The organism is Sabulibacter ruber, assembly GCF_017355955.1.
Taxonomy (GTDB): Bacteria; Bacteroidota; Bacteroidia; order Cytophagales; family Hymenobacteraceae; genus Nibribacter; species Nibribacter ruber_A.
Genome location: NZ_JAFFID010000001.1, coordinates 2,045,125 through 2,068,468 on the forward strand (window position 1 = coordinate 2,045,125; position 23,344 = coordinate 2,068,468).

At 40.0% G+C, this 23,344-nt stretch carries 19 protein-coding genes; 4 read left to right on the forward strand and 15 right to left on the reverse strand.

Annotated elements, in window-relative coordinates:
• The first annotated feature begins 58 nt into the window (after nt 1-58).
• Both JT719_RS08320 and JT719_RS08325 read left to right on the forward strand, forming a co-directional pair.
• Nucleotides 59-1,327 (forward strand): tetratricopeptide repeat protein, encoded by a 1,269-nt coding sequence (locus JT719_RS08320; RefSeq protein ID WP_207432377.1) that lies wholly within the window; start codon nt 59-61, stop codon nt 1,325-1,327.
• A 16-nt stretch (nt 1,328-1,343) separates the two neighbouring features.
• Nucleotides 1,344-2,687 (forward strand): hypothetical protein, encoded by a 1,344-nt coding sequence (locus tag JT719_RS08325; protein WP_207432379.1) that lies wholly within the window; start codon nt 1,344-1,346, stop codon nt 2,685-2,687.
• Here the strand turns inward: JT719_RS08325 and JT719_RS08330 are convergent.
• From JT719_RS08330 to JT719_RS08400, 15 genes are all read right to left on the reverse strand, one after another.
• Nucleotides 2,639-3,709 carry a glycosyltransferase family 4 protein gene (locus JT719_RS08330; protein WP_242693104.1) on the reverse strand — a complete coding sequence of 357 codons (1,071 nt, stop codon included), beginning with the start codon at nt 3,707-3,709 and terminating at the stop codon, nt 2,639-2,641. The genes JT719_RS08325 and JT719_RS08330 overlap by 49 nt on opposite strands.
• 42 nt (nt 3,710-3,751) lie before the next feature.
• A complete protein-coding gene (locus JT719_RS08335) occupies nt 3,752-4,978 on the reverse strand; it encodes a glycosyltransferase family protein (RefSeq protein WP_207432381.1) in 1,227 nt (408 codons plus the stop codon).
• A 147-nt stretch (nt 4,979-5,125) separates the two neighbouring features.
• On the reverse strand, nt 5,126-5,965 hold the full coding sequence (locus JT719_RS08340) for a glycosyltransferase family A protein (RefSeq protein WP_207432383.1): 840 nt from the start codon (nt 5,963-5,965) through the stop codon (nt 5,126-5,128).
• Complete coding sequence (locus tag JT719_RS08345) at nt 5,958-7,082, reverse strand: glycosyltransferase family protein (protein ID WP_207432385.1); 1,125 nt, start codon at nt 7,080-7,082, stop codon at nt 5,958-5,960. Before JT719_RS08345 ends, JT719_RS08340 begins: the two co-directional genes overlap by 8 nt.
• Nucleotides 7,066-7,758, reverse strand: coding sequence for a CatB-related O-acetyltransferase (locus JT719_RS08350; protein ID WP_207432387.1), 693 nt, complete (start codon nt 7,756-7,758; stop codon nt 7,066-7,068). The genes JT719_RS08345 and JT719_RS08350 overlap by 17 nt, the downstream gene beginning before the upstream one ends.
• Nucleotides 7,742-8,920 (reverse strand): glycosyltransferase family 4 protein, encoded by a 1,179-nt coding sequence (locus JT719_RS08355; protein WP_207432389.1) that lies wholly within the window; start codon nt 8,918-8,920, stop codon nt 7,742-7,744. Before JT719_RS08355 ends, JT719_RS08350 begins: the two co-directional genes overlap by 17 nt.
• An 83-nt stretch (nt 8,921-9,003) precedes the next feature.
• Nucleotides 9,004-10,299, reverse strand: coding sequence for a glycosyltransferase family protein (locus JT719_RS08360; protein WP_207432392.1), 1,296 nt, complete (start codon nt 10,297-10,299; stop codon nt 9,004-9,006).
• A 111-nt stretch (nt 10,300-10,410) separates the two neighbouring features.
• On the reverse strand, nt 10,411-11,352 hold the full coding sequence (locus JT719_RS08365; protein ID WP_207432394.1) for a glycosyltransferase family 2 protein: 942 nt from the start codon (nt 11,350-11,352) through the stop codon (nt 10,411-10,413).
• Between the two features lie 58 nt (nt 11,353-11,410).
• Nucleotides 11,411-12,556, reverse strand: a complete 1,146-nt coding sequence (locus tag JT719_RS08370) for a glycosyltransferase (RefSeq protein WP_207432395.1) — start codon at nt 12,554-12,556, stop codon at nt 11,411-11,413.
• A complete protein-coding gene (locus JT719_RS08375) occupies nt 12,556-13,995 on the reverse strand; it encodes an oligosaccharide flippase family protein (protein ID WP_207432396.1) in 1,440 nt (479 codons plus the stop codon). Before JT719_RS08375 ends, JT719_RS08370 begins: the two co-directional genes overlap by 1 nt.
• A 124-nt stretch (nt 13,996-14,119) precedes the next feature.
• On the reverse strand, nt 14,120-15,097 hold the full coding sequence (locus tag JT719_RS08380) for a UDP-glucuronic acid decarboxylase family protein (RefSeq protein WP_207432397.1): 978 nt from the start codon (nt 15,095-15,097) through the stop codon (nt 14,120-14,122).
• Nucleotide 15,098: 1 nt separating this feature from the next.
• On the reverse strand, nt 15,099-16,451 hold the full coding sequence (locus JT719_RS08385; RefSeq protein ID WP_207432398.1) for a UDP-glucose dehydrogenase family protein: 1,353 nt from the start codon (nt 16,449-16,451) through the stop codon (nt 15,099-15,101).
• 63 nt (nt 16,452-16,514) lie between these two features.
• Nucleotides 16,515-18,422, reverse strand: coding sequence for an asparagine synthase (glutamine-hydrolyzing) (asnB, locus tag JT719_RS08390; protein WP_207433317.1), 1,908 nt, complete (start codon nt 18,420-18,422; stop codon nt 16,515-16,517).
• A gap of 380 nt (nt 18,423-18,802) precedes the next feature.
• Entirely contained in the window at nt 18,803-19,780 is a 978-nt protein-coding gene (locus tag JT719_RS08395; protein WP_207432399.1) for a UDP-glucuronic acid decarboxylase family protein, read from the reverse strand.
• A gap of 36 nt (nt 19,781-19,816) precedes the next feature.
• The gene (locus JT719_RS08400; protein ID WP_207432400.1) at nt 19,817-21,169 is read right to left on the reverse strand and encodes a UDP-glucose dehydrogenase family protein; all 1,353 of its coding nucleotides are present in this window, start codon (nt 21,167-21,169) and stop codon (nt 19,817-19,819) included.
• Between the two features lie 337 nt (nt 21,170-21,506).
• On the opposite strand from JT719_RS08400, the gene JT719_RS08405 reads away from it, so the two are divergent.
• Together JT719_RS08405 and JT719_RS08410 are read left to right on the forward strand one after the other, a co-directional pair.
• The gene (locus JT719_RS08405) at nt 21,507-22,592 is read left to right on the forward strand and encodes a mannose-1-phosphate guanylyltransferase (RefSeq protein ID WP_242693105.1); all 1,086 of its coding nucleotides are present in this window, start codon (nt 21,507-21,509) and stop codon (nt 22,590-22,592) included.
• 297 nt (nt 22,593-22,889) lie between these two features.
• A complete protein-coding gene (locus JT719_RS08410; RefSeq protein WP_207432401.1) occupies nt 22,890-23,336 on the forward strand; it encodes an ArsI/CadI family heavy metal resistance metalloenzyme in 447 nt (148 codons plus the stop codon).
• Nucleotides 23,337-23,344: the final 8 nt, after the last annotated feature.

Below are 23,344 nucleotides of genomic sequence, written 5' to 3' on the forward strand. Positions count from 1 at the left end.
TGAAGTACATCTAAGCATTAGCGTATAAAGCGTTTTTAGCCAGCTTTCTAATAATTGAATGAAAAAGACCCTTTTCCTGTTTCTGCTGCTTTTCTGTGTGCTCCAGGCCAAGGCCCAGGTTCCTGATTCCAGCAAGCAGATTGACCAAAAACTGTTGGACTCCCTTCAGGCGAGCATCATCCTGGATTCTATTGACGTTCTGCCCCAGGCCCTTGACATCAAAGGGTGGCTGCTGCTGAACGAGAGCATCATGAATGAACTGGGCGGCGCGGTAGACAACATGTACAATTTCAAGTTCGAAACCGCCGAGAAGCAGTTCAGGTCTTTACGTCGGAGGTACCCCAAACACCCCATGCCCTACTTTCTCATCGGACTGAGCCAATGGTGGAAGATGGTGCCCTCCAATATCACCGATACCCGCTACGACAACTACTTCCTGGCCTACATGGATACCACCATCACCCTGGCTGAGGAGTTGTATGACGATGATAACAAGAACCTGGAAGCAGCCTTCTTTCTCTCGGCGGCTAACGGTTTTGGGGCCCGGTTACATTCAGAACGTAAAAACTGGCGCAAAGCGGCCATCATGAGCAACCGCGCCCTGGACTATCTGCAAAAGAGTAAAAAGGCGAATGGATTGAGTGATGAGTTTCTGTTCGGGGAAGCGCTCTTCAACTACTACTCTGTCTGGATACATGAGAACTATCCCCTGCTGCGGCCGGTCCTCTACTTCTTCCCGAAAGGAAACAAGAACTTAGGCCTGAAACAGCTGCAGCAAGTAGCGTTCAACGGGTTCTACACCGGTACCGAGGCCAAATACTGGTTAATGAAGATTTACGCCAATGACTCCAGAAACAGCCCTGCTGCTATGTCTCTGGCTCAGTACTTAGCCAGTACCTACCCAGATAACCCCTACTTCCAACGCTTCTACGCTAGAATGGCGTTCACAGAAGGGAACTTCTTGGTGGCTGAGCAACTGTCTACCCAAATTTTAGATAAAATTCAGCATGGTATCTTTGGGTATGAAGCTATCAGCGGAAGGTACGCCAGCTTCTTTCTGGGCTATATTAACCAATACCGAAACAGAGATTACGCCAAAGCTCGGGGATACTACCAGCAATGTATTAGATTTGCGGAACAGATTGGCGAAACAGAATCTGGATACTACATCTCCTCCTTTGTAAACCTCGCCAGAATGAGCGACAAAGAAAAGGACATCCGCCAAGCGAAACAGTACTATGAGACGGTTGTGAAGCTAGCCAGCTCAAAGTCAGACGCAGAGAAGGAAGCGAAAGCTTACTTGAGGAAGAACCGGAAGGTGAAATAAGAATTAACATAACTGAATGGAATTAAAAGACTTATTTCTTGCTCCTCTTTTTTTGATTCTTATTTATGCACTAGCCTACTGGCTAAGGCCGAAACTCACGAATAAGTATACTAAGAAGCACTTTATCCCAGCCTTAACTGTCAAGATTATAGGGGCAATCTGCATTGGGCTTATTTATCAGTTCTATTATGGCAATGGTAATTCAGTAGGGGGAGACTCAGGTAACTATTTCAGACAGAGTAGAATCGTAGTAGATGCCTTCTATACTGATCCAAACTTAGGCTTAAAGTTACTTTTCTCTAACGGAGAATATGACCCTAGCACCTTTCAGTATGCCAGCCGAATTCTTTGGTATACGTCTTCTACAGAGTTCTTCATCATTAAACTCGCAACCTTTTTTGGCATTTTGAGTGGCAGTTCCTATTCAGTGATTGCCATCTTCTTTGCTTTTATCAGCTTTACAGGTATGTGGGCAATGTACCTGACTTTTTTGAAAATGTATCCCAGACTTCACAAAGAGTTTGCAATTGCCTGCTTCTTTTTACCTTCCGTTTTCTTTTGGGGCTCTGGTTTATTAAAAGACTCCATTACCATTGGAGCTTTAGGCTGGCTTTTTTATGGGTTTTACTCAGGCCTGATAGAAAAGAAAAGGATATTTAAATCATTGACCTTGGCTTTTGTAGCAGCATATGTGCTCTACTCAGTAAAGGTATACATTTTGATGTCCTTCTTGCCTCCTGCTATTTTCTGGGTATTTCTTGAAAATAGCAATAGAATCAAGAATGTCTTGCTACGAAGCCTGGCTAAACCAGTATTTATTCTGGTGGGGCTTGGGATAGCTTATATTGGCGGAACTAAATTGACAGAGGGCGATGCAAGGTATGATGTTGACAACTTGGCAGAAAGAAGCAAAATCAACAGTGTCTATTTAAGTGAGCAAGTTGCGTCAGGTTCTGCTTATAGCATTGGCACCTTTGATGGTAGTATTGGTAGTATTATAAGAGTAGCTCCGCAAGCCATTGTGGTGGCATTGTATCGCCCGTTCTTATGGGAGACCAGAAACCCAGTAATGCTCCTTTCGGCTATTGAGGCTTTTATTTTCTTGTATTTGACACTTCGTTTCTTTTACAGAACAGGATTCTTTAAAACATTGAGCCTAATTAAGTCTAAGTCTATTCTCACCTTTTGTATGGTATTTTCATTAGTCTTTGCGTTTGGGGTGGGTACCAACAGCGGGAACTTCGGAACGTTAGTTCGCTACAAGATTCCTTTAATGCCTTTTTACCTAAGCGCTATCTACATCATGCAGGCTCACGCAAAAAGACCTAAAAAATTATTTCGAATGGCAGTGACGGCATAACAGCTTTCAATTTTATTTCTAGCGGCTTTCCCAAACTCGCTTCTTAGTCTGGAATCTAACAGCATAGTTTCCAAAGCAGAATACCATTCCTGTGGCGTTGCACACACATACCCATTCAGGCCATCATCTACTACTTCAGTATTCATGCCTACCGGAGAAACTACTGCAGGAATTCCCAGGGCCATATACTGAAGGGCCTTAAAAGCACACTTACCATTGGACCAGGGATCATTCACCAAGGGCATAACACCTATGTTGAATTTTAAAAGATCCTCTATCTCTGTTTCCTTTTGCCAGGGAAGATACACTAATGATTTAAGTGATAACTCAGGGTTACTGTTGGAGATCACTAGAAATTTAAATGCATAGTGTTCTTCAAGCTGCTGCAGCACGGGCACCAATGGCTCCAGATACTTCATAGTGGAGTGCGTACCGGTCCAGCCAATTACAACCGGTTCTTCTCTTTGCTCTTTGATTTTATTGTGGTGTCCAACTGTATCTATAGTAGTTGGGATCACATAAGCGTTGTTATTAAATTCTTTTGCATAAGACTGTAAATAAACGTTTCCACAACTTACTTTATAAGCCCATTTACATATTTGTCCCACCTTGTGGTGCCACTTGATACCCGCTACAATCTTATTTGCCTCTGAGGTATTAGGAATCCAAATGGCATCATCAAAATCATAGATAACTTTCTTTTTAAACACCTTGACCACTATCCATTCAAACCAAGGAGGACCTATTGGCGTGGCCTCTCTATGAATGAAAACAAAATCAAACCTACCTATCTTAAATAAAAGAAGGACCCTAAGCAAAAAACCTTTGAGTATACCAAATGCTTTAAAAAGAGATTTACCTTTCTTATATAGAATAGCCCATGTAGAGTCATCCAGAAAAGGAGCAACTTGAAAAGTGAATCCAGCAGTAGATAAGATGTCAAAGTATTGTTCAAACCTAAAACGTTGAGAAGGTGCTTTACCTAAGGGATATGGTACAACAAATAATACTCTAATACTCATTAAGATCAAATAAAACTCAGAGAAGTGTTCTTAAGTCAAAAACTAAAGTTTTAAAAATATTTCAGAATAAAGGTTTTTATAAGGCTTGATATCGCGATCACTTATAGCAAAACTTCTACATCTATCAACAATAGAATTCTTTGGTTCATTTTTCAACCAAAAATCAACCTCTTTTATTACTTTTATATAAGAACTTTCACAGGGTTCATCTAAAACAATTCCAATTTTCTTGTCTTTGGCAAAAAGGTAATCATCAGAGATTCCTCTAGGAATAATAATAGGTAAGCCACAAGCCCAATATTCACCATCCTTTATAGGGGAGCAAAACCTTTTACTTGGATTTTGTCGAACAGGAACGAGCCCAAAATCAGAAGCTGACAAGTAAGCGCTTATTTCATTCCGTTTAAGTGTGAGTACAGTAACTTTGCTTTTTTCAATGCCGTTCAAATCTAAAGATTGATAAACATGAGAATGGCTATCTGGGGTAATAACTAAAAATTTAATTTTATTCAAACTAAACTTTATACAGGAAGCCATGAATTCAAAAATTTCTTCATCCATATACATCCCCCCAAATTTACCAAGGTAAGTAATCAAGCATTCATCATCTTTGACACCTAACAATTTTCTCACTTCATCTCTATGAAATTGAGAAAACTTAAAAACTTCAGTATCTACACAAGAGGGTACTCGAAAAATATTACCTGAAACCCCTAAGTGCCGCAACTTACTTATCATAGCATCTGTAGCAGTAAAAATATAACTAGCTCCTTTAGCAACAATAATCTCATACTTTTTTAAAAACTTTGCTTCCCAAGAACCAGAAGTCCAAACTCCTGCCTCAATCATATAATCAGCGTGAGGTTCAAACGTATGTACTAAGTGAGGGACTTTAAAAAATTTAGAGAGATAATGTGAAATAACAGCCCCAGGAAAACCCTCTGTATAAACAGCTTTGACCTTATACCTATAACAAAGAAATCCTGCAAATACAAAGCCCCAAATAAAATCAAATACTTTTTTAAAAATTTTGAATCTACCAGATCTCCAATTAGTTTGGTACCATATAATATTATCTTGTTTTAGCTCTTCTAAATATTTCAATGATTCACTTCTGTTTAATTTGTACTTGGATTGCTCAAATGTCAGCAGAACAAATTCAATATTGTTAGCAGGACCAACATTTTTGAAGTATGGTAATACAGCACTTTGAAAAATTGGATCTAACAGGCTATAATATGCAAAAATGAAGATTCTCCTCTTCTCCATAAAAAATCACTTTAATTAAACAAGAGCAATTAATAACATCTAAGACTCAATCAACAAAGCAAAGTCGTATATAAAAAAACAATCAAGTTAGGACAATAATTTTTTTACTAAAAAGGGAATCACAAATAGTATAACACCTTTTATTAATTATTTTAATGAAAATAAAAGATAAATAAAAGATTTTAAAGCACGTAAAGGCCTCTTTCCATTTACAAGAAAACTTAGAAACATTATCTTCATTATCTTAACCTTCAACAAGAGTAATTGTATAAAATTACTTCCTTTAAACTCATCTTTCACTAAATTATAAACAGCTACATAACTTTTTTCAAGCCCGTCCAAATTAGACATCGCTGAAACATGACCGCTTCTGTATAGTAAAATTTCCTCTTTGGTATAATCATAAAAACCATGGTCAGAAATACTCATGAAGAAAATAAGATCTTCACTATGGGTCAAGTCACTTCTAAAACAGTAATTAAAATTTGGCACTCGCTTTATCATCCAAGATGGCCCCATAAAACACCTGCCACTAAGTTTAGCCAATTCAACTCTGGGATTACCTCTAAAACTTGGCTGATAAGTACCTTTGTTTTGCTTTAAGGTAGAATCCATAATTCGCACAACACCATCTACAAAGCTAACTTCAGAATTAGCTTTGAAAACTTGAAGCCTACAAAGCAAACTATTTTTAGGATAGACATCATCAGCATCTAAAAAACAGAAGAAATCACCTGAAATAAGAGTTAAAGCCTTATTCCTTGCTGATGCCACACCTTGGTTGCTTTGCCGAAAGTACTTTATACGAACATCATTAATTTGAGAAATAACTTCGGCCGTATTATCAGTGCTTCCATCATCTACAATAATTAATTCCCAATTTAGGTAAGTTTGATTGACAACGGATTGAATTGATTGAAAAATATAAGATCCTGCATTGTATGCTGGCATTATAATTGAAACTAAAGGTTTATCAAACTCAGACATATTCAATTACTAGTTGTTCAATCTTATTTAACTGGCAGATATATCTATTAGAATTAGCAAAATCAATTCTTGATCTTTGGTTTTCATTGCTATTATAAAAGTCCAAATTATCCACTACATTTTTAAACAACAAAAGATAATTGTCATTTTCGTTATTCATTGCAAGTAAATGTCGTTTATCTTTATATTCGTCAGTATAAGTAGCTACAATGACTTTACCGCTACCGAAATACTCCATTAGTTTATGTGGACTAGCTAATTGTTCTAAATGTTCTTTAACTTTATAAATAACAAGTAAAATATCCATATTCTTAAGAAACCCATGAATACTTGCAGAAGGAATAGGCCCTAATAATTTAAAATTTGGGCACACCTTGAGTCGGTCTAATATTAAAAACGAACTTTTTTCAATGTTGTTATAATCTAGGGGACCAGCAAAATAGAAATCAACATTAGGATTAGTGGTTATAAGCTTATAAATAAGTTCATAATCAATATATTTAATATTTAAATTTCCAACATAACCCGCTTTAACTCTATTGTTATCAAATTTAAAATATAACATATCATCGCTTTTAGTCAAAGAATTATAGCCATGATGTATTTTAAAAACATTTTTATTATGTTTAATTAATTTAGTTTTAATAAAATCAGTTGTACAAATACATATATCTGCTGATTTAGCTGCTTCTTCAAAGTGAAAATCTTGATTCAAATCAACAATATGTAAAATTTTAAGTACATTTTTATTGAAAGCATCAAAATCGTAGAATCTAGAAGTTTCAAAATTCCAGACAACGTCAAACTTACTATTAACAACCATTTCAAAAATTTTTATTTGAATTTTTGTTAAAATCAATCGTAACTTTAATGAAAAGAAATTAACGCCTCTTATAATTGGTTTATAATCAATAACAAATAAATTAGCCCCAACCATTAAAACTTTAGGTTTGAAAAACTTACCAGTTTTAGAGGGAGGGTTCAAAAAATAAACCTTATTAAACTTAGCAAGTTCTAATGCATAATGATGTTTCGAAACAAAAGAATGACTCCAAGCTTCTGGAGAAACAATTAAAATTCTCTTATCGAGAAGCTTTCTACTATTCAATAATTTCATTTAACAACTCTAAAGTTAACTCGTTTTCAAATAGAAACTTGTTTCTTGTAATTTTAGCTAAATCCCAATCCCACCAATTCGTTCTAAGAAGTACTTCTATAATTTCATTATTAAAACGAAAACCAACGATTTTTGCAGGACTACCCGCGCAAATAGCATAAGGAGGCACATCACTATTAACAACACTATTAGCAGCTATGACCGCTCCATGGCCAATATGTACTCCAGAAAGTATACAGCAATGCATACCGATCCATACATCGTTTCCAATTGTAATTCCACCTTTAGAAACAATTGAATTTTCATTTTCGACTTTAAAAATATTCTTATGAATAAGATAAGTAGTTAAAAGTCGAGAATTATGATAAAATTCCTGGAAAGAGACATTGCGTGCTATGGAACAATACTTCCCAATAATTATCGGAAACTTAGCCGAGTACATGTTAATATTTGGGCCCCAAAGAGAAGTAAAGTTTCCAATAGAAATGACACCTTCTAAGTGGCAATTTAATATTTTGCATCCTGGCCCAACATTAACATCTCCAATAATAACTGAACCTTCAACTGATGCAGAGGGATGAATTTTAGAATGTTTAGAAATAAGAGAAATAAATTTTAATCTTCTAAGTAGGACAATTAAAATTTTATCAATTAAAAACTTAACCGAATCTTTCATGAAATTTTTTAATTGTATTCTCAATTACATCAAAATATTGCTTACCGACTGTTTGTTGAGAAAACTTACTCCTAGCATATTTGGCAATCTTATCACGGTTAAATCGGCTTTGATCAATAATGATATTCCTCATTGCCTTCGCCCAAGATGTCACATCATCATTCAAAACTAAAATACCAACATCTTCATGCAAGTACTCTGCAATAGCAGGTATATTGTTTGAAATAACAGGCACCCCAAAACATAAAGCTTCAGCACAAACAACTGAGAAAGTCTCAAATTTAGAAGAATGCAGAAAAGCAGTTATGCCATTCATTTCTTGATTTATCTGTTGTTTAGTAAGCACCCCTAGAAATTGAATATTATTTTGCAAACCAATTTCTTCGGCATATTCACGCATCTTTGGTAGTAATGGCCCATTACCACCTATCTTCAACAAAGCATTTGCATTTTCATCTACTATTTTTCTAAAAGCATCAAATAATAGAAAAGGATTCTTTACTTCTCGCCAATAAGCAAGACTAAAAAAAACAACTTGAGCACTTACATTAGAGCTCAAATTGGTTAAAATATTTTTTGATTCATAAATTTTAACTACATTAGGCACTACAGAATAATCAATATTTTTATTTTTAGAAAATAAGATTATATCATCTGCTAAAGATTTCGAAACAGTAATAAGTTTTAAAGGATTATAGAAAATACGTTTAATCTTATTTAACTTAGGTGAGTTTGATTTTAATCCAAAATTAAAATGGTAAGCTGTCCAGTGCTCCGTCACAATTAAAGGTATTCTAATGAACCTTTTAAAAATATTGAGATATGTTAATAATGGATAAGAAACATGAACATTTATTATGTCATATTTTTTATTTATTTTAAATTTAAATATAAAATAAATAAAAAAAAGGGCAGAAATAAGTTCTTTAATAAACCAAATGTCTAATTTAGAATAAATAAAATATGAAGTTTCAAAGCTAGAAATATTTGTTACTTTCAATTTGAATAAGTCATTTTTACTTGATCTAAATTGAAAATGAACTAACTTATTAATGCAAAAAGTATTAAGAGCATCTATATGCTCTTTAACAAATACACCTTCAATTTGATTCTCCTGCGACGGATACCAATATGAAATATGGAAAACACTTATTTTACCCATTAACTATAACATAAATTTAAAACCAAAAAAACATCTTTTAACCAACACTGCACAAACCTATAGAATATTAAATATTCAATACTCTACAAATGATTTCTTAGAATATCATTTAACAAATTTACTTGATATTTTCTAGAATATTTTTCAATCTCATCTTCAATTCCATTATACTTTAAATATTTATTTTTCTCCCACTCTGCATAACTGCTTGAAATAAATGAGTAAACCTCAGAAGACAAATTACAAATTTCCCCAGCTTTTGTTTTGATTATTATATCATCAACTATTCCATTATCCCCAGGTGAAACTAAAATAGGTCTCTTAGAAGCTAAATACTCATAAACTTTAACAGAACACCACCCCGGAATACTTGAAAATGCAGGATAGTATAATATAGAACTAGAATTCATGATTTTATACGCTTCTTCCTTTTCAACATAGTCTATAATATTCAAATATCTCCTATCTAATTTGTTCAAAATTTCCTGTTTAACACCAGGTCTATACTTATCTTTTAACCCAACAAAATTTATTTTTAAATTTACAGGGCTATGCTTATCAATAAAATCAGTTACACCATTAATAAATATGTCAATATTCTGTTCAGTGTACAAACTACCTACAAATGAAATAGTGAATAAATCATTCTTTTCGGTATAATTAAAAAGCAATTGTTCACTTTCAAACCCATTTGTTAGAACATACCCTGTCTTTTGTGTTAACTTTTTAACTTCTCCAAGCCATTCATTACTTGTTATTGAAAAAAATTTTGCATTTGACAACCACTTAGACCAATATTTTTTAATAAAAAAATTTTGAATCCTTTCAATATTTGACGGTTGATATTCTAAACTAGCCAGATTATTATTCCATAAATCCCTAAAATCTAATGCATAGGGTATTCCAAATTTTTTATTTGCTTCATAAGCTATCTTTAAAAGTATATGAGGAGAATAAATCGAATAAATCAAATCATACTTTTCTTTGCTTAAAAGTTTAAACAATTCATTTTTTATATTTTGATAACTATATATGATGGGTAAATCAAAATATCCATTTGCCCAGATAAAGGGAATTGTCAGTTTTCTTAAAAACCTAAATTTGCTTATTTTATCAATTAATATTTGCAAAAAAGTCAGTACCCTTGGGACTCTTATTACCTTTGAACTCTCAAAATTATCAATTATAGTAGTTGCAGTATGATCATGCAAAGCCCAAGTATATTTATCATTACCATTTGGTATTTTATCAAACCTTAATGTCAATACGTTTACTTCATACCCATGTTTAGGCAAATATTTAGCGTAACTTTCTGGCCTTCTTGCTGAAACTACATTATCAGGAAAAAAGTTGTAAGTAATTATTAAAACCCTTTTCATTATTGTAAATCTGTGTCTAAATTAAACCTACTCATAACTACAATAAAACAATAATAAAATTTATTTTAACAAAGTTCTAATTGAAACAACATTCTGCACCATTAAATTTCATTATTTCTTTAATTGGTGTTTCACTATTCTCAAGATATCTGTTACTATTCTTTCTATTAAAAAATTCAACATGTCGGAACATTTATCCTTTATAGTGGGATTCTTCCTAATCAATAAATAACTTTTTTTCCTATATTGATACCAACTGTTTACAAACTCATCCCAATCAGCGTGTTTATCCTTCAAGCGCAGCAATGACGCATTCTGCCTTTGTGCCTTTATTTGTAAATGCTCTTTACTCTTGACATAATCATGGTTTATAATTGCTTTAGGATAATAAATTTGTTTCCGAAAATCTGGATACTTTTTAAACAACCTTAATGCAAATTCAGGTCCACCATGGCCAAACTTAATCTCATCATCCCAACCTCCAATCTCAAAAAAACAACTAGCCAACACTGACGCATTCCCTTCCAAATTAAAAAGCGCTGGAAAAGGATCTTCGCCTAAATAATAATGAGAAGCTAACTTATTGTATACACTATTAGATAAAGGTTTATAAACTCCTCTCAAACATAAAATATCAAACTTCTCGAAGGCTTCCAAATGACTTTTTATAAATGTTATATTTGGAATACCATCATCTTCTAAAAACAGAAGCAAAGGTGATTCTGCAAAAACTGAGCCTATATTCCTTGCTTTATAGGCACCCGTATTTTTATTAAGTTTTATATATTTATCCACATAGGGCAATATAGCTTCAAACTCTTGATCACTACCTCCATTATTTACAAAGATCAATTCAAATTGCTCTTTTCTTTGTTTTTCAAGAGTCTCAAAGTTTAACTTGGTTTCTTTTACTAGCCTCCAGGAAATTACTATTACTGATATCTTCGCTTCCGACCTCCTCCTTATCAATTCATACCTTTCTATTACATCCTGATACGAATTGCACTTGCCTTCCCAACCTTTATTTTTTAGAGTTTGATATAATTCCTGCATTTTGGATAACAATAATATTCATTGAATTTACTTTACCTCTAAGTCTTAAAATTATTCTTCAATTTTGAGCACTTAATGCTACACTTTCAAGGATCGAACTTAGGCTTGAAATGCTTTTTTCAATTGAAAAATTTTTCATTGCATGCACCTTAGCATTTTCGCCCATTGTTATGGCTAATCTTCTATCTTCTAATAAAAGATTTAAATATTCCGCCATCTTATCAACTTCTCCTTCTTCAACAAGGAATCCTGTTTGATTATGTATTACAACATCTTTAATTCCCGCATGAAGAGTACTTATAATTGGCAATCCAGATGCCTGCGCTTCTAAAATTGTATTTGGAGTTCCTTCTGAATCACCATTCTCAGGCACTAATGAATGCTGAACGAATGCAATCGATTCCCTCATCAACTCTCCTACTTTTTCATGAGCAAGAGCATCTAAAAATTTTACGTTTTTATCTATTTTCAACGATTTAGCCAATTGTTTACAAATGCTAAGCAATTCTCCACTTCCAATCATCAATAAGGTTGAATTAGGATGGTTTACTATGCATTTTGAAAATGCCAATAAAGTTAAATACGGAGCCTTTTTTTCAACAAATCTACCTACGGAAATTAACTGCTTATTTTCTTTCTCTATGTTTTCACCCGAAAATTTATTTAGGTCAACCCCATACACATTATAGTAAAGTTTTTCTTGAGGCGCACCTAACCTTATCAATTGGCTTTGCATGTCTTTAGAAACAACTATTATTGCAGATGCATAATCAAACATTCTCTTATAGTTGTCTCTAAACTTTTCTAATACATTGTTCTTATATGCATCATAACCATGAAAATGCACAACTAAAGGAATGTTATTACTCTTACAGGCCTTCATAACTCTTACACCGGTCATGCCATATTCAGCCAGCAACACATCTATTTTATTTGTTTTAAAAAATTTATTTATTTTTAATATTTTGATTTTATTATCAATTAAGATATAAATTCTTTTCAATATACTTAAGACAAGGGTTAATCCTTTGTTATTTGCCCATAGGCTTTTAAATGAATGTATATTCTCCTGCTCTTCGTCAGGAAATAAGTTCACGGGTAATACTTTAGCACCTAGCCGCTCAATATGAGCCTTAATAAATGTTTCAGAATAAGCCAAGTTCCCTTTATTTATTACTACACAAACCTTTGCTATTTTATTCATTACCTATTTCTTTTCATACTCAAAACACCATCACCTTTTACTATAGTTATAACCAACTTTTCAATCTCTCCGAATTGGTTAATAATTATATAAACCCCATACAAAACAACTGGGATGTATAGATAACTAGACTCGTCAATCATCATCAAAAGCAGCATAAATAATGAAAGCAACACCTTTGGCAACCAAAATTTTAACACAAATTTATATTCAAATCCAAAAGTCTTTATAAATCCGTAATATACATTTATAGGTATATTAACTATTAAATAACTTAAGGCATAAATTTTCACCATCCATAAAACTGAAAATATAGATCCAATGGCAATAAAAATCACTAACAAAATGGCATTGACTGCTCCTACATAAAAATTTGTTTTTTCTTTTTCTAGCAAATAGTAAATATTTCCTATAGTAGTCATCAATCCTTGTGTTAAAATTAATAGTCCAAAATACGGAAGGTATTCAGAAACTTTCAGCCAATTATCTCCCCATAGAATATAAACTAGTTGTCCCGGGAACAAAATTAATATTACTGCTATGGGATAATCTATTATACTAATTATTCCTAGTATGTAAGAATATTCCTTCATCATGGCAGTTTTATCCTTCTTTAAATCTCTTAAACTCGGAATTAAAACGGAGCCTATTATACCTGATATCATGTTAAGTGGCAGGGTTAACAAAGTATAAGCTCTGTTATAAACCCCTAATTCGGATGGCCCATATAGACGTCCAACCAATAAGTTATCCATATTTCTTGCCCAATAATTTATCAAATTAAATCCTAAAACATTTTTAATTAGAGTTTTATTCTTCCTAAATGCAATTATTGTATAATTCCATGGATATATTTTATATCCTAATTTTACCTTATTTTCTAACAAGACAAAATTTATAGCACCTACAACTATTTGGGGAATAATTAATGCCCAGTATCTAAATTGAAAATAAGCCAATATAAAAGTTAACACAACACTTATCAATGTTGACACCAAAGCTCTTTTACCTATAAAAGAATATTCCATCTGTTTCCCCAAAATTGCGTTTGGAACAATCATTATAGGATTAAATATAAAAACAGCAGAATATACAATAACAGGAAAGACCAATGCATGATTATTATAAAACCATGCTATTGGATACGATAAAAGAACCATCAGAAGAAAAATTCCCAGGCCCAACACTAAGGTTAAGTTTCTTACTGCTTTATAATAGGTTTTATTATAGTTGCTTCTTAAAATTGATGTTCCTAAACCAGCATTTGCCAACACATTTACAAACCCTGTAAATACCGTAATTAAAGCAAAAAAGCCGTAATCTTTGGGAGCTAAAAACCTTGATGTTATTATTGATGACCCAAAACCAATTAATTGGGTTAAATAAGAATAACTACCTACTGTTAATACATTCTTAAAAAAACCTCTTCTAAAACTCAATTTTTTTTATTTATTGTCTCAAAAAAAATTTACGCTTTAAAATGAATTTCTGATTATTCTCTTCTAAAGCTTTATCTTTTCATTAAACTATTAGGTTTATGGGGCTATTTTCTGAAAAATGCCCTCAAAACGCCCGATGCTCGACCTCGGCGACCTCCACGTTCTCCCGGAAGTACTCCAGGGTCCTTTTGAGGCCCTCCTGTCGGGAGACCTTGGGTTCCCAACCCAGGATGGCCTTGGCCTTGGAGATGTCGGGCCGCCTTCTCTGCGGGTCGTTCTCGGGCAGGGGCTGGTAGCCCAGTTTGAGCTCCACCCCGGTCAATTTGCAGATCTCCTCGGCGAACTCCTTTATCGTCACCTCGGAGGGGTTGCCGATGTTCACCGGCAGGGCGTAGTCGCTCAGCAGCAGCCGGTAGATGCCCTCGATGAGGTCATCCACGTAGCAGAAGGAGCGCGTCTGGGAGCCGTCCCCGAAGATAGACAATTCCTCCCCCCTCAGCGCCTGGCCCATGAAGGCGGGCAGCACGCGGCCGTCGTTGAGGCGCATGCGGGGGCCGTAGGTGTTGAAGATCCGCACGATGCGGGTCTCCAGGCCGTGGTGATGGTGGTAGGCCATGGTGATGGCCTCCTGGAAGCGCTTGGCCTCGTCGTAGCAGCCCCGGGGGCCCACCGGGTTCACGTTCCCCCAGTACTCCTCGGTCTGCGGGTGCACCTCCGGGTCGCCGTACACCTCCGAGGTGGAGGCGATCAGGATCCTAGCGCCCTTAGCCTTGGCCAGCCCCAGCAGGTTGTGCGTGCCCAGGGACCCGACCTTGAGGGTCTGGATCGGGATCTTGAGGTAGTCGATGGGCGAGGCCGGCGAGGCGAAGTGCAGGATGTAGTCCAGCCCCCCCGGCACGTGCACGTACTTGGACACGTCGTGGTGGTAGAACTCGAACTGCCCCAGCTTGAACAGGTGCTCGATGTTCCTCAAATCACCCGTGATCAGGTTGTCCATCCCGATCACGTGGTAGCCCTCCTTGATGAAGCGGTCGCACAGGTGCGAGCCCAGAAACCCCGCGGCGCCGGTTATCAATACGCGCTTTCTATCCGTTTTTGCCATTCTAATTTGTTATTTCAATTACTGGTTGCACTTCCTTCACACCAATGCCATAGTAAGCAAAACCTTGCTCTTGCAGTTCTTTGGCCTCGTAGATATTACGCCCATCAATAATTACCCTATTTTTAAGAAGTTTACCAATTACTTGGAAGTTAGGTGAGCGGAATTCAGGCCACTCAGTTACGATCAGCAAAGCATCAGCATCAATCAAAGCGTCGTACTCGTCTTTAGCGTATTCCACTTTGTCGTTCTTGCCAATCATGTGTTTCGCCTCTTTTATAGCAACCGGGTCATATGCCTTCACACTGGCACCTTCTGCTAAGAGTTTCTCGATGATGACCAATGAAGGAGCCTCACGCATATCATCCGTCTTAGGTTTAAAGGAAAGGCCCCAAAGAGCGAAAGTTTTCCCGGCAAGATCCCCACCAAAGTGCTTCATCACTTTGTTAAAGAGAACCTCTTTCTGGTTTTCATTCACAGATTCTACTGCTTGTAGAATTTGCATTTGGTATCCATTCTCCGCAGCAGTTTTGATTAGGGCTTTCACATCTTTAGGAAAGCAAGAGCCTCCATAACCTATGCCTGGGTAGATGAACTTGTTGCCGATGCGGGAATCAGAGCCGATGCCCCGGCGAACCATGTTTACATCTGCGCCCATGATTTCACACAGGTTAGCGATGTCGTTCATGAAGCTGATCTTGGTGGCTAGCATGGAGTTAGCCGCGTACTTGGTCATCTCCGCCGAAGGCACATCCATGAAAATAATAGGGTGGCCGTTCAACAAGAAAGGCTTGTAGAGCCTGCGCATCACTTCCTCAGCCTGTTCGCTCTCAACACCAATAACAATTCTATCAGGCTTTAGGAAATCATCAATAGCTGCTCCTTCTTTCAGGAACTCAGGGTTGGAGGCCACGTCAAAAGAAAGGTCAGAGGCTCTCTTCTCTAATTCTTCGGCCACGGCCTGTTTTACTTTATTAGCTGTTCCTACCGGTACGGTGCTTTTGGTAACCACCACTAGGTAATCATTCATGTGTTGGCCAATCTCCCGGGCTACGCCCAACACATATTTTAGATCCGCAGAGCCATCTTCACCTGGAGGAGTACCCACAGCGATGAAAGCTGCATCACACCCTTGAATAGCAGTAGCCAAATCAGTGGAAAAATGTAGCCTGTCCTTCGCTACATTTCGCATTACCATTTCTTCGAGACCTGGCTCGTAGATAGGCAAGATGCCCTGCTTAAGATCTTCAATCTTTTTTACATTGACGTCAATACAAGTTACATCAATACCTACTTCTGCGAAGCAAGTACCTGTCACCAGGCCCACGTAGCCTGTTCCTACTACTGCAATTTTCATGGGAGAATTCTAAATGTTAAGATTGTTCTAGTGCGATTCTAGTATTAAAAGATATTTATGCTCTTAGGCCATCCACTTTTTCCACCAGTGCTGGAAGACCACCAAGGCCCAAATGCGGGCATGAATATCTCCTGGATTCTTGGAGAAAAGCTGGGCTTTCAAACGCTGAATCTCTTTCAGGTTGAAAATTCCCTGGGCCTCGATAAAGGAGTCTGAAAGGAGATCATCCATAATCATGGGCCGAAGCTCGTTTTGGAACCATTTCAGCAAAGGAACCTCAAAACCATGCTTTGGCCGCTTGTATAATTCCGCTGGGAGCATTTCCCGGAAGGCATCCTGCACGATCTTCTTCTTCATATTACCATCAATTTTGGACGACTGCGGCAAGGAGAAGGCGAAGTTCACCACCTTATAATCTAGGAATGGGGTACGCACTTCCAGGCTATTGGCCATGGACATCAGATCCACTTTGGTGAGCATGTCATTTGGCAACACCAACTGCATGTCTGTATACAGCACCTCGTTTATGTCCCCTTTTTGGGAAAGGTGGCTTAAAATCTTCTGACGGCGTTTTTTGTAGATGTTTTTGGAAAGTATACGTCTTGCTTTACCGCTGAGCAAAGACTTGGCGTCTTCTTCGGTGGCAAAGGAGGCCCAGCGCCAGTAACGGTCTTTGGCTGAAAGGTTCATTCCCTCGCCAAACCGTTGGAACTGCCGGATTCGGTTCCCTAAAGCAGAGTTACGCGACTTTGGCATCATTTCCCAAACGGGCAGCAAGGCTGCTACTGTTTCGGCCACAAAGCCTCCCTGGCGTACCTTATACTCGGCCATGTGCTTGTTGTAGCCGGCAAAAAGCTCATCGGCCCCGTCGCCGGACAGGGCTACCGTTACTTTTTGACGGGTATAATGGCTGAGGATGTTTACCGCCAAGGCAGAAGAATCGGCGAAAGGCTCATCTATATAGTCAAGCGCCCGGAACAGGTGCTCGTACAAATCATTATTAGTAAGCGAGAAAACGGTATGGTTGGTCTTGTAACGGTCGGCTACCAGTTTTGCATACCGAGTTTCGTCAAAGAAAGGCTCGTCTTTATAGCCAATAGAGAAAGTATTGAGGTGATCTGTATGGCGGGAAGCCAAGGCCACAATCACGGAAGAGTCGATTCCCCCGCTTAGGAAAGCCCCCAAAGGAACATCGGCGATCATGCGGCGCTGCACGGCACCATCCATAAGGTCAACCAACTTTTTCTGTTGTGCCTCATACGAGAGGTCGTTTTTCTTAACTTTTTTCTCGTCGTATGGGATTTTGTACCAGCGGTTATTCTCAACCTTGCCATTCTTGGAAATCATCAGGTAATGGCCAGGCATGAGTTTCTTAACTCCCTTGAAAATAGAGGCCGGGGCTGGAATGTAGTTTAACTGAAGGTATTCATACAGAGAAACATAGTCTAGCTTACGGGGAATATCGAAAGCCAGCAAGGACTTCATCTCAGAAGCAAACACCAGTTTGTCTTCGTCCTGGTACATCAGGAGCGGTTTTACTCCGTAGCGGTCACGGGCCACGAACAATGATTCTTTCTCCTTGTCATAGATGGCGAAGGCAAAGAAGCCGTTCAGCTTTTTCAGGAAAGAGGGGCCTTCCTCAATGTAGTATTTAAGGAGAACCTCAGTATCAGACTGCGAGAAGAAGGTATAGCCTTTGTCCAGAAGCTGTTTTTTCAACTCTTGATAATTGAAAATCTCACCATTGAACACGATGGTATAGCGTTCATTCTCGGTGTGCATAGGCTGACACGCCACATCGCTTACGTCAATGATGGATAAGCGCCGATGCCCTAACCCTACCACGCCATGAGTAAAATGCCCCCCGGAGTCGGGTCCTCGTAGCTGAAGCGCGTCAGTTGAGTCTGATAAACGTTGAATGGCCGATTGGCCTTCCTGAGTAAAAGCGTAGATTCCTGATATACCGCACATATTGCCGCAAAGGTACGACATATCTGCGAAATGGTTTTTACCTAGTTCTTTTTAATATGATTAAACTAAATACCAGCAGCCATTAACCAAGCCTACCACTGATATAAAATACTAAAAGTCAGCAACTTGACTACCACATCACTTCAGGTTAAAATTATATTATTTAATATCTGTAAAATGACCCACTAACCTTTGACAACTCATCAGATAGCCTGAATAGCTTTCATGGAGTCTGATTTAGGCCTATTTTCTTAGAAAGAGGCCAGAAATGCTGTAAATACTCAGATTAGCAAGTATTTGGTAATACTGAGGCCACCGGAAACAGAAAAGGCTTGCTACAGTTTGCAGCAAGCCTTTTTGATTTGTGTAAATCTTTCTGACTAGAACACGCGATGCTCGACCTCGGCGACCTCCACGTTCTCCCGGAAGTACTCCAGGGTCCTTTTGAGGCCCTCCTGTCGGGAGACCTTGGGTTCCCAACCCAGGATGGCCTTGGCCTTGGAGATGTCGGGCCGCCTTCTCTGCGGGTCGTTCTCGGGCAGGGGCTGGTAGCCCAGTTTGAGCTCCACCCCGGTCAATTTGCAGATCTCCTCGGCGAACTCCTTTATCGTCACCTCGGAGGGGTTGCCGATGTTCACCGGCAGGGCGTAGTCGCTCAGCAGCAGCCGGTAGATGCCCTCGATGAGGTCATCCACGTAGCAGAAGGAGCGCGTCTGGGAGCCGTCCCCGAAGATAGACAATTCCTCCCCCCTCAGCGCCTGGCCCATGAAGGCGGGCAGCACGCGGCCGTCGTTGAGGCGCATGCGGGGGCCGTAGGTGTTGAAGATCCGCACGATGCGGGTCTCCAGGCCGTGGTGATGGTGGTAGGCCATGGTGATGGCCTCCTGGAAGCGCTTGGCCTCGTCGTAGCAGCCCCGGGGGCCCACCGGGTTCACGTTCCCCCAGTACTCCTCGGTCTGCGGGTGCACCTCCGGGTCGCCGTACACCTCCGAGGTGGAGGCGATCAGGATCCTAGCGCCCTTAGCCTTGGCCAGCCCCAGCAGGTTGTGCGTGCCCAGGGACCCGACCTTGAGGGTCTGGATCGGGATCTTGAGGTAGTCGATGGGCGAGGCCGGCGAGGCGAAGTGCAGGATGTAGTCCAGCCCCCCCGGCACGTGCACGTACTTGGACACGTCGTGGTGGTAGAACTCGAACTGCCCCAGCTTGAACAGGTGCTCGATGTTCCTCAAATCACCCGTGATCAGGTTGTCCATCCCGATCACGTGGTAGCCCTCCTTGATGAAGCGGTCGCACAGGTGCGAGCCCAGGAAACCGGCCGCCCCGGTGATCAACACGCGTTTTCTATCCGTTTTTGCCATTGCAATCCAAATGTAGCGTCTGGTGGTAAATCCTTTCTAGTTGGTGGTCTCGACGGCGGGCAGCACCTCCTGCACCCCGATGCCGTAGTAGCAGAAGCCCAGCTCCTGCAGCTCCTTGGCCTCGTAGATGTTGCGCCCGTCGATGATGACCCTGTTCTTGAGCAGCTTGCCGATGACCTGGAAGTTGGGCGAGCGGAACTCGGGCCACTCGGTCACCACCAGCAGCGCGTCGGCGTCGATCAGGGCTTCATATTCATCTTTGGCGTACTTCACCCGCTCGTTCTCCCCGATCATGTGGCGGGCCTCCTTGATGGCCACCGGGTCGTAGGCCACCACGGAGGCGCCCTCGGCCAGGAGCTTCTCGATGATCACCAGCGAGGGGGCCTCGCGCATGTCGTCCGTCTTGGGCTTGAACGAGAGGCCCCACAGGGCGAAGGTTTTGCCCGCCAGCTCCCCATTGAAGTGCTTCATCACCTTGTTGAAAAGAACTTCTTTTTGGTTCTCGTTCACGCTCTCCACCGCCTTGAGGATCTGCATGGAGTAGCCGTTCTCCTCGGCCGTCCTGATGAGCGCCTTCACGTCCTTGGGGAAGCAGGAGCCGCCGTAGCCGATGCCCGGGTAGATGAACTTGTTGCCGATGCGCGAGTCCGAGCCGATGCCGCGGCGCACCATGTTCACGTCCGCCCCCATCAGCTCGCACAGGTTGGCGATGTCGTTCATGAAGCTGATCTTGGTCGCCAGCATCGAGTTGGCCGCGTACTTGGTCATCTCCGCCGAGGGCACGTCCATGAAGATGATCGGGTGCCCGTTCAACAGGAACGGCTTGTACAATTTGCGCATCACCTCCTCGGCCCGCTCGCTCTCCACCCCGATCACGATCCGGTCGGGCTTGAGGAAGTCGTCGATCGCGGCGCCCTCCTTCAGGAACTCGGGGTTCGAGGCAACATCAAATGTTAAGTCAGACCCTCTCTTCGCCAGCTCCCCGGCCACGGCGTTCTTCACCTTATTGGCGGTGCCCACCGGCACGGTGCTCTTGGTCACCACGACCAGGTAGTCGTCCATGTGCTGGCCGATCTCCCGGGCCACCCCCAAGACGTACTTCAGGTCCGCCGAGCCGTCCTCACCGGGGGGCGTGCCCACCGCGATGAAGGCTGCGTCGCAGCCCTTGATGGCCGCGGAAAGGTCCGTGGAGAAGCCCAGCCGGCCCTTCTCCACGTTGCGGAGCACCATCTCCTCCAGCCCCGGCTCGTAGATGGGCAGGATGCCCTGCTTGAGGTCCTCGATCTTCTTGACGTTCACGTCGATGCAGGTCACGTCGATGCCCACCTCGGCGAAGCACGTGCCCGTCACCAGGCCCACGTAACCAGTGCCTACTACTGCGATTCTCATAATCTTCTATTTAAGCTGTAAAATATCAAACCTACTTAGTACATTTTTAAACAACTTTCGTTTAAACATAAAGGTTTTGTTCTATAAAACAAAATTTAAATGCAAAACATCTACAACATACGCTATCAATAGAGTAGATGTATATCCAAAACATTAACACATTCTCAATCAATCAGATTAATTCATACAAATAATTAGATATTACATATTACCTCATGCAATATTTTAGTATTATTGAATAAACTAAATATTATCTTGTATATTACAAAGAATTACTTAATTTTGCTTTATACCTTTTTAATATATAAACCTGAACTTACCTTAAAGTATATTTAATATGAGTAGCTTATCAGAGAATACGTATGTAGTTGTGATGGCAGGTGGAGTTGGAAGCAGGTTTTGGCCGTTTAGCAGGAATAACTACCCCAAACAATTCCATGACGTACTTGGTATTGGGGAAAGCATGATTCAATCCACCGTTAAGCGCTTTTCCACCGTTTGCCCTAAAGAGAACATATACATAGTAACGAACAGGGAGTACAAATTTCTGGTACAGGAACACCTTCCAGAACTTGGGGAAGACCAAATCCTTCAGGAACCAGTAGGTCGCAACACTGCTCCTTGTATTGCTTACGCTTGCTATAAGATAGCTCAAAAGAACCCCAGAGCCAATGTGATTGTTGCCCCCGCTGATCATGTGATCCTGAGAGAACAAGCTTTCCTGGAGTGTATACATCAGGCTCTTGAAGTTACCGATAAAGAAAATCTGCTGGTCACTTTAGGTATTAAACCAACCCGACCTGACACCGGATACGGCTATATACAATATGTACCAGACGAAGCGTGCTCTTTGAAGAAAGTCAAAACTTTTACAGAGAAACCATCCTTAGAAGTGGCTCAGAAGTTTCTGGAGAATGGCCACTTTGTATGGAACGCAGGCATCTTCGTCTGGAATGTTCAGTCTATTTTAGCAGCTTTCAGAGAGCATTTGAAAGAAGTTGCTGAGCTTTTTGAAGCAGGAAGTGCTGCCTATTATACTTCAGAAGAAAGTTCTTTCATAGACACCATCTACTCCACCTGCCGGAACGTCTCCATTGATTATGGCATTATGGAAAAAGCGGACAATGTTCATGTCATCTTGGGAGATTTGGGCTGGTCTGATGTGGGTACCTGGAATTCTCTTTACAGCATAGCCGATAAAACTCCGGAAGGCAATGTGATAGATGGCGACACCTTGTTATATGACACACAGAACTGCATCATCAAAACGCCACAGGACAAACTGGTTGTGATACAAGGACTACAAGACTATATAGTAGCCGAACATCACAACATTCTCATGATCTGTCCGCGCAATAATGAGCAAAAAGTAAAAGATTTTGTCTCTGACGTGAAGGCAAGCAAGGGGTTGGAGTATGTGTAACAAGGATTTTCTAGTTAAGAGAAGAGCAGATTCAGGCTATGTGCTGGATCTGCTCTTTTTATTTTGAGTTAAACACCTGGGATATCCTGTTCATTTTCAGGACAAACAATTCCTTAGACAAGTCAGAAAGCAAGTCTGTTTATAGCTTGATATTAGAAGTTCTGCCTTAAACTATTAGTTTATTTTCTACCGCATCCTAGGTTCGGATGTCTAATTCAATTTTTAAAAAATCTTCATCAATCCTGCGTCTTTTCAGGTCTTTCCCCGTCATCGGGGCATACATCAAAATAGAGAGCCATGAAAAGACTACATGTAAACCTTACCGTACACAATCTGGAAGAGTCCGTGAACTTCTACGCGGCTTTGTTCGCGGCAGGGCCAACGGTACTCAAAGCTGATTACGCCAAATGGATGCTGGAAGACCCCAGAGTGAACTTCGCCATCTCTACGCACGGGGAAGTAGCGGGAGTTGAGCATCTAGGGATTCAGGTGGAAACACCCGAAGAACTACAAGTGGTATTCGCCCGTTTGGAGAAAGCGAAAGGCACCGTTCGGGTAGAAGGAAATACTACTTGTTGCTATGCCAGGTCTGAGAAATCCTGGATACAAGATCCACAGGGCATTGAGTGGGAAACGTTCTATACCTTTGGGGAGTCCACCACCTATGGTGGGGACATAGAAACAACTACTTGTTGTGCCTCCACCTGTTGCGCACCGGCTCCTGCTGAAACTACTACCCTCTAAATGCCCTT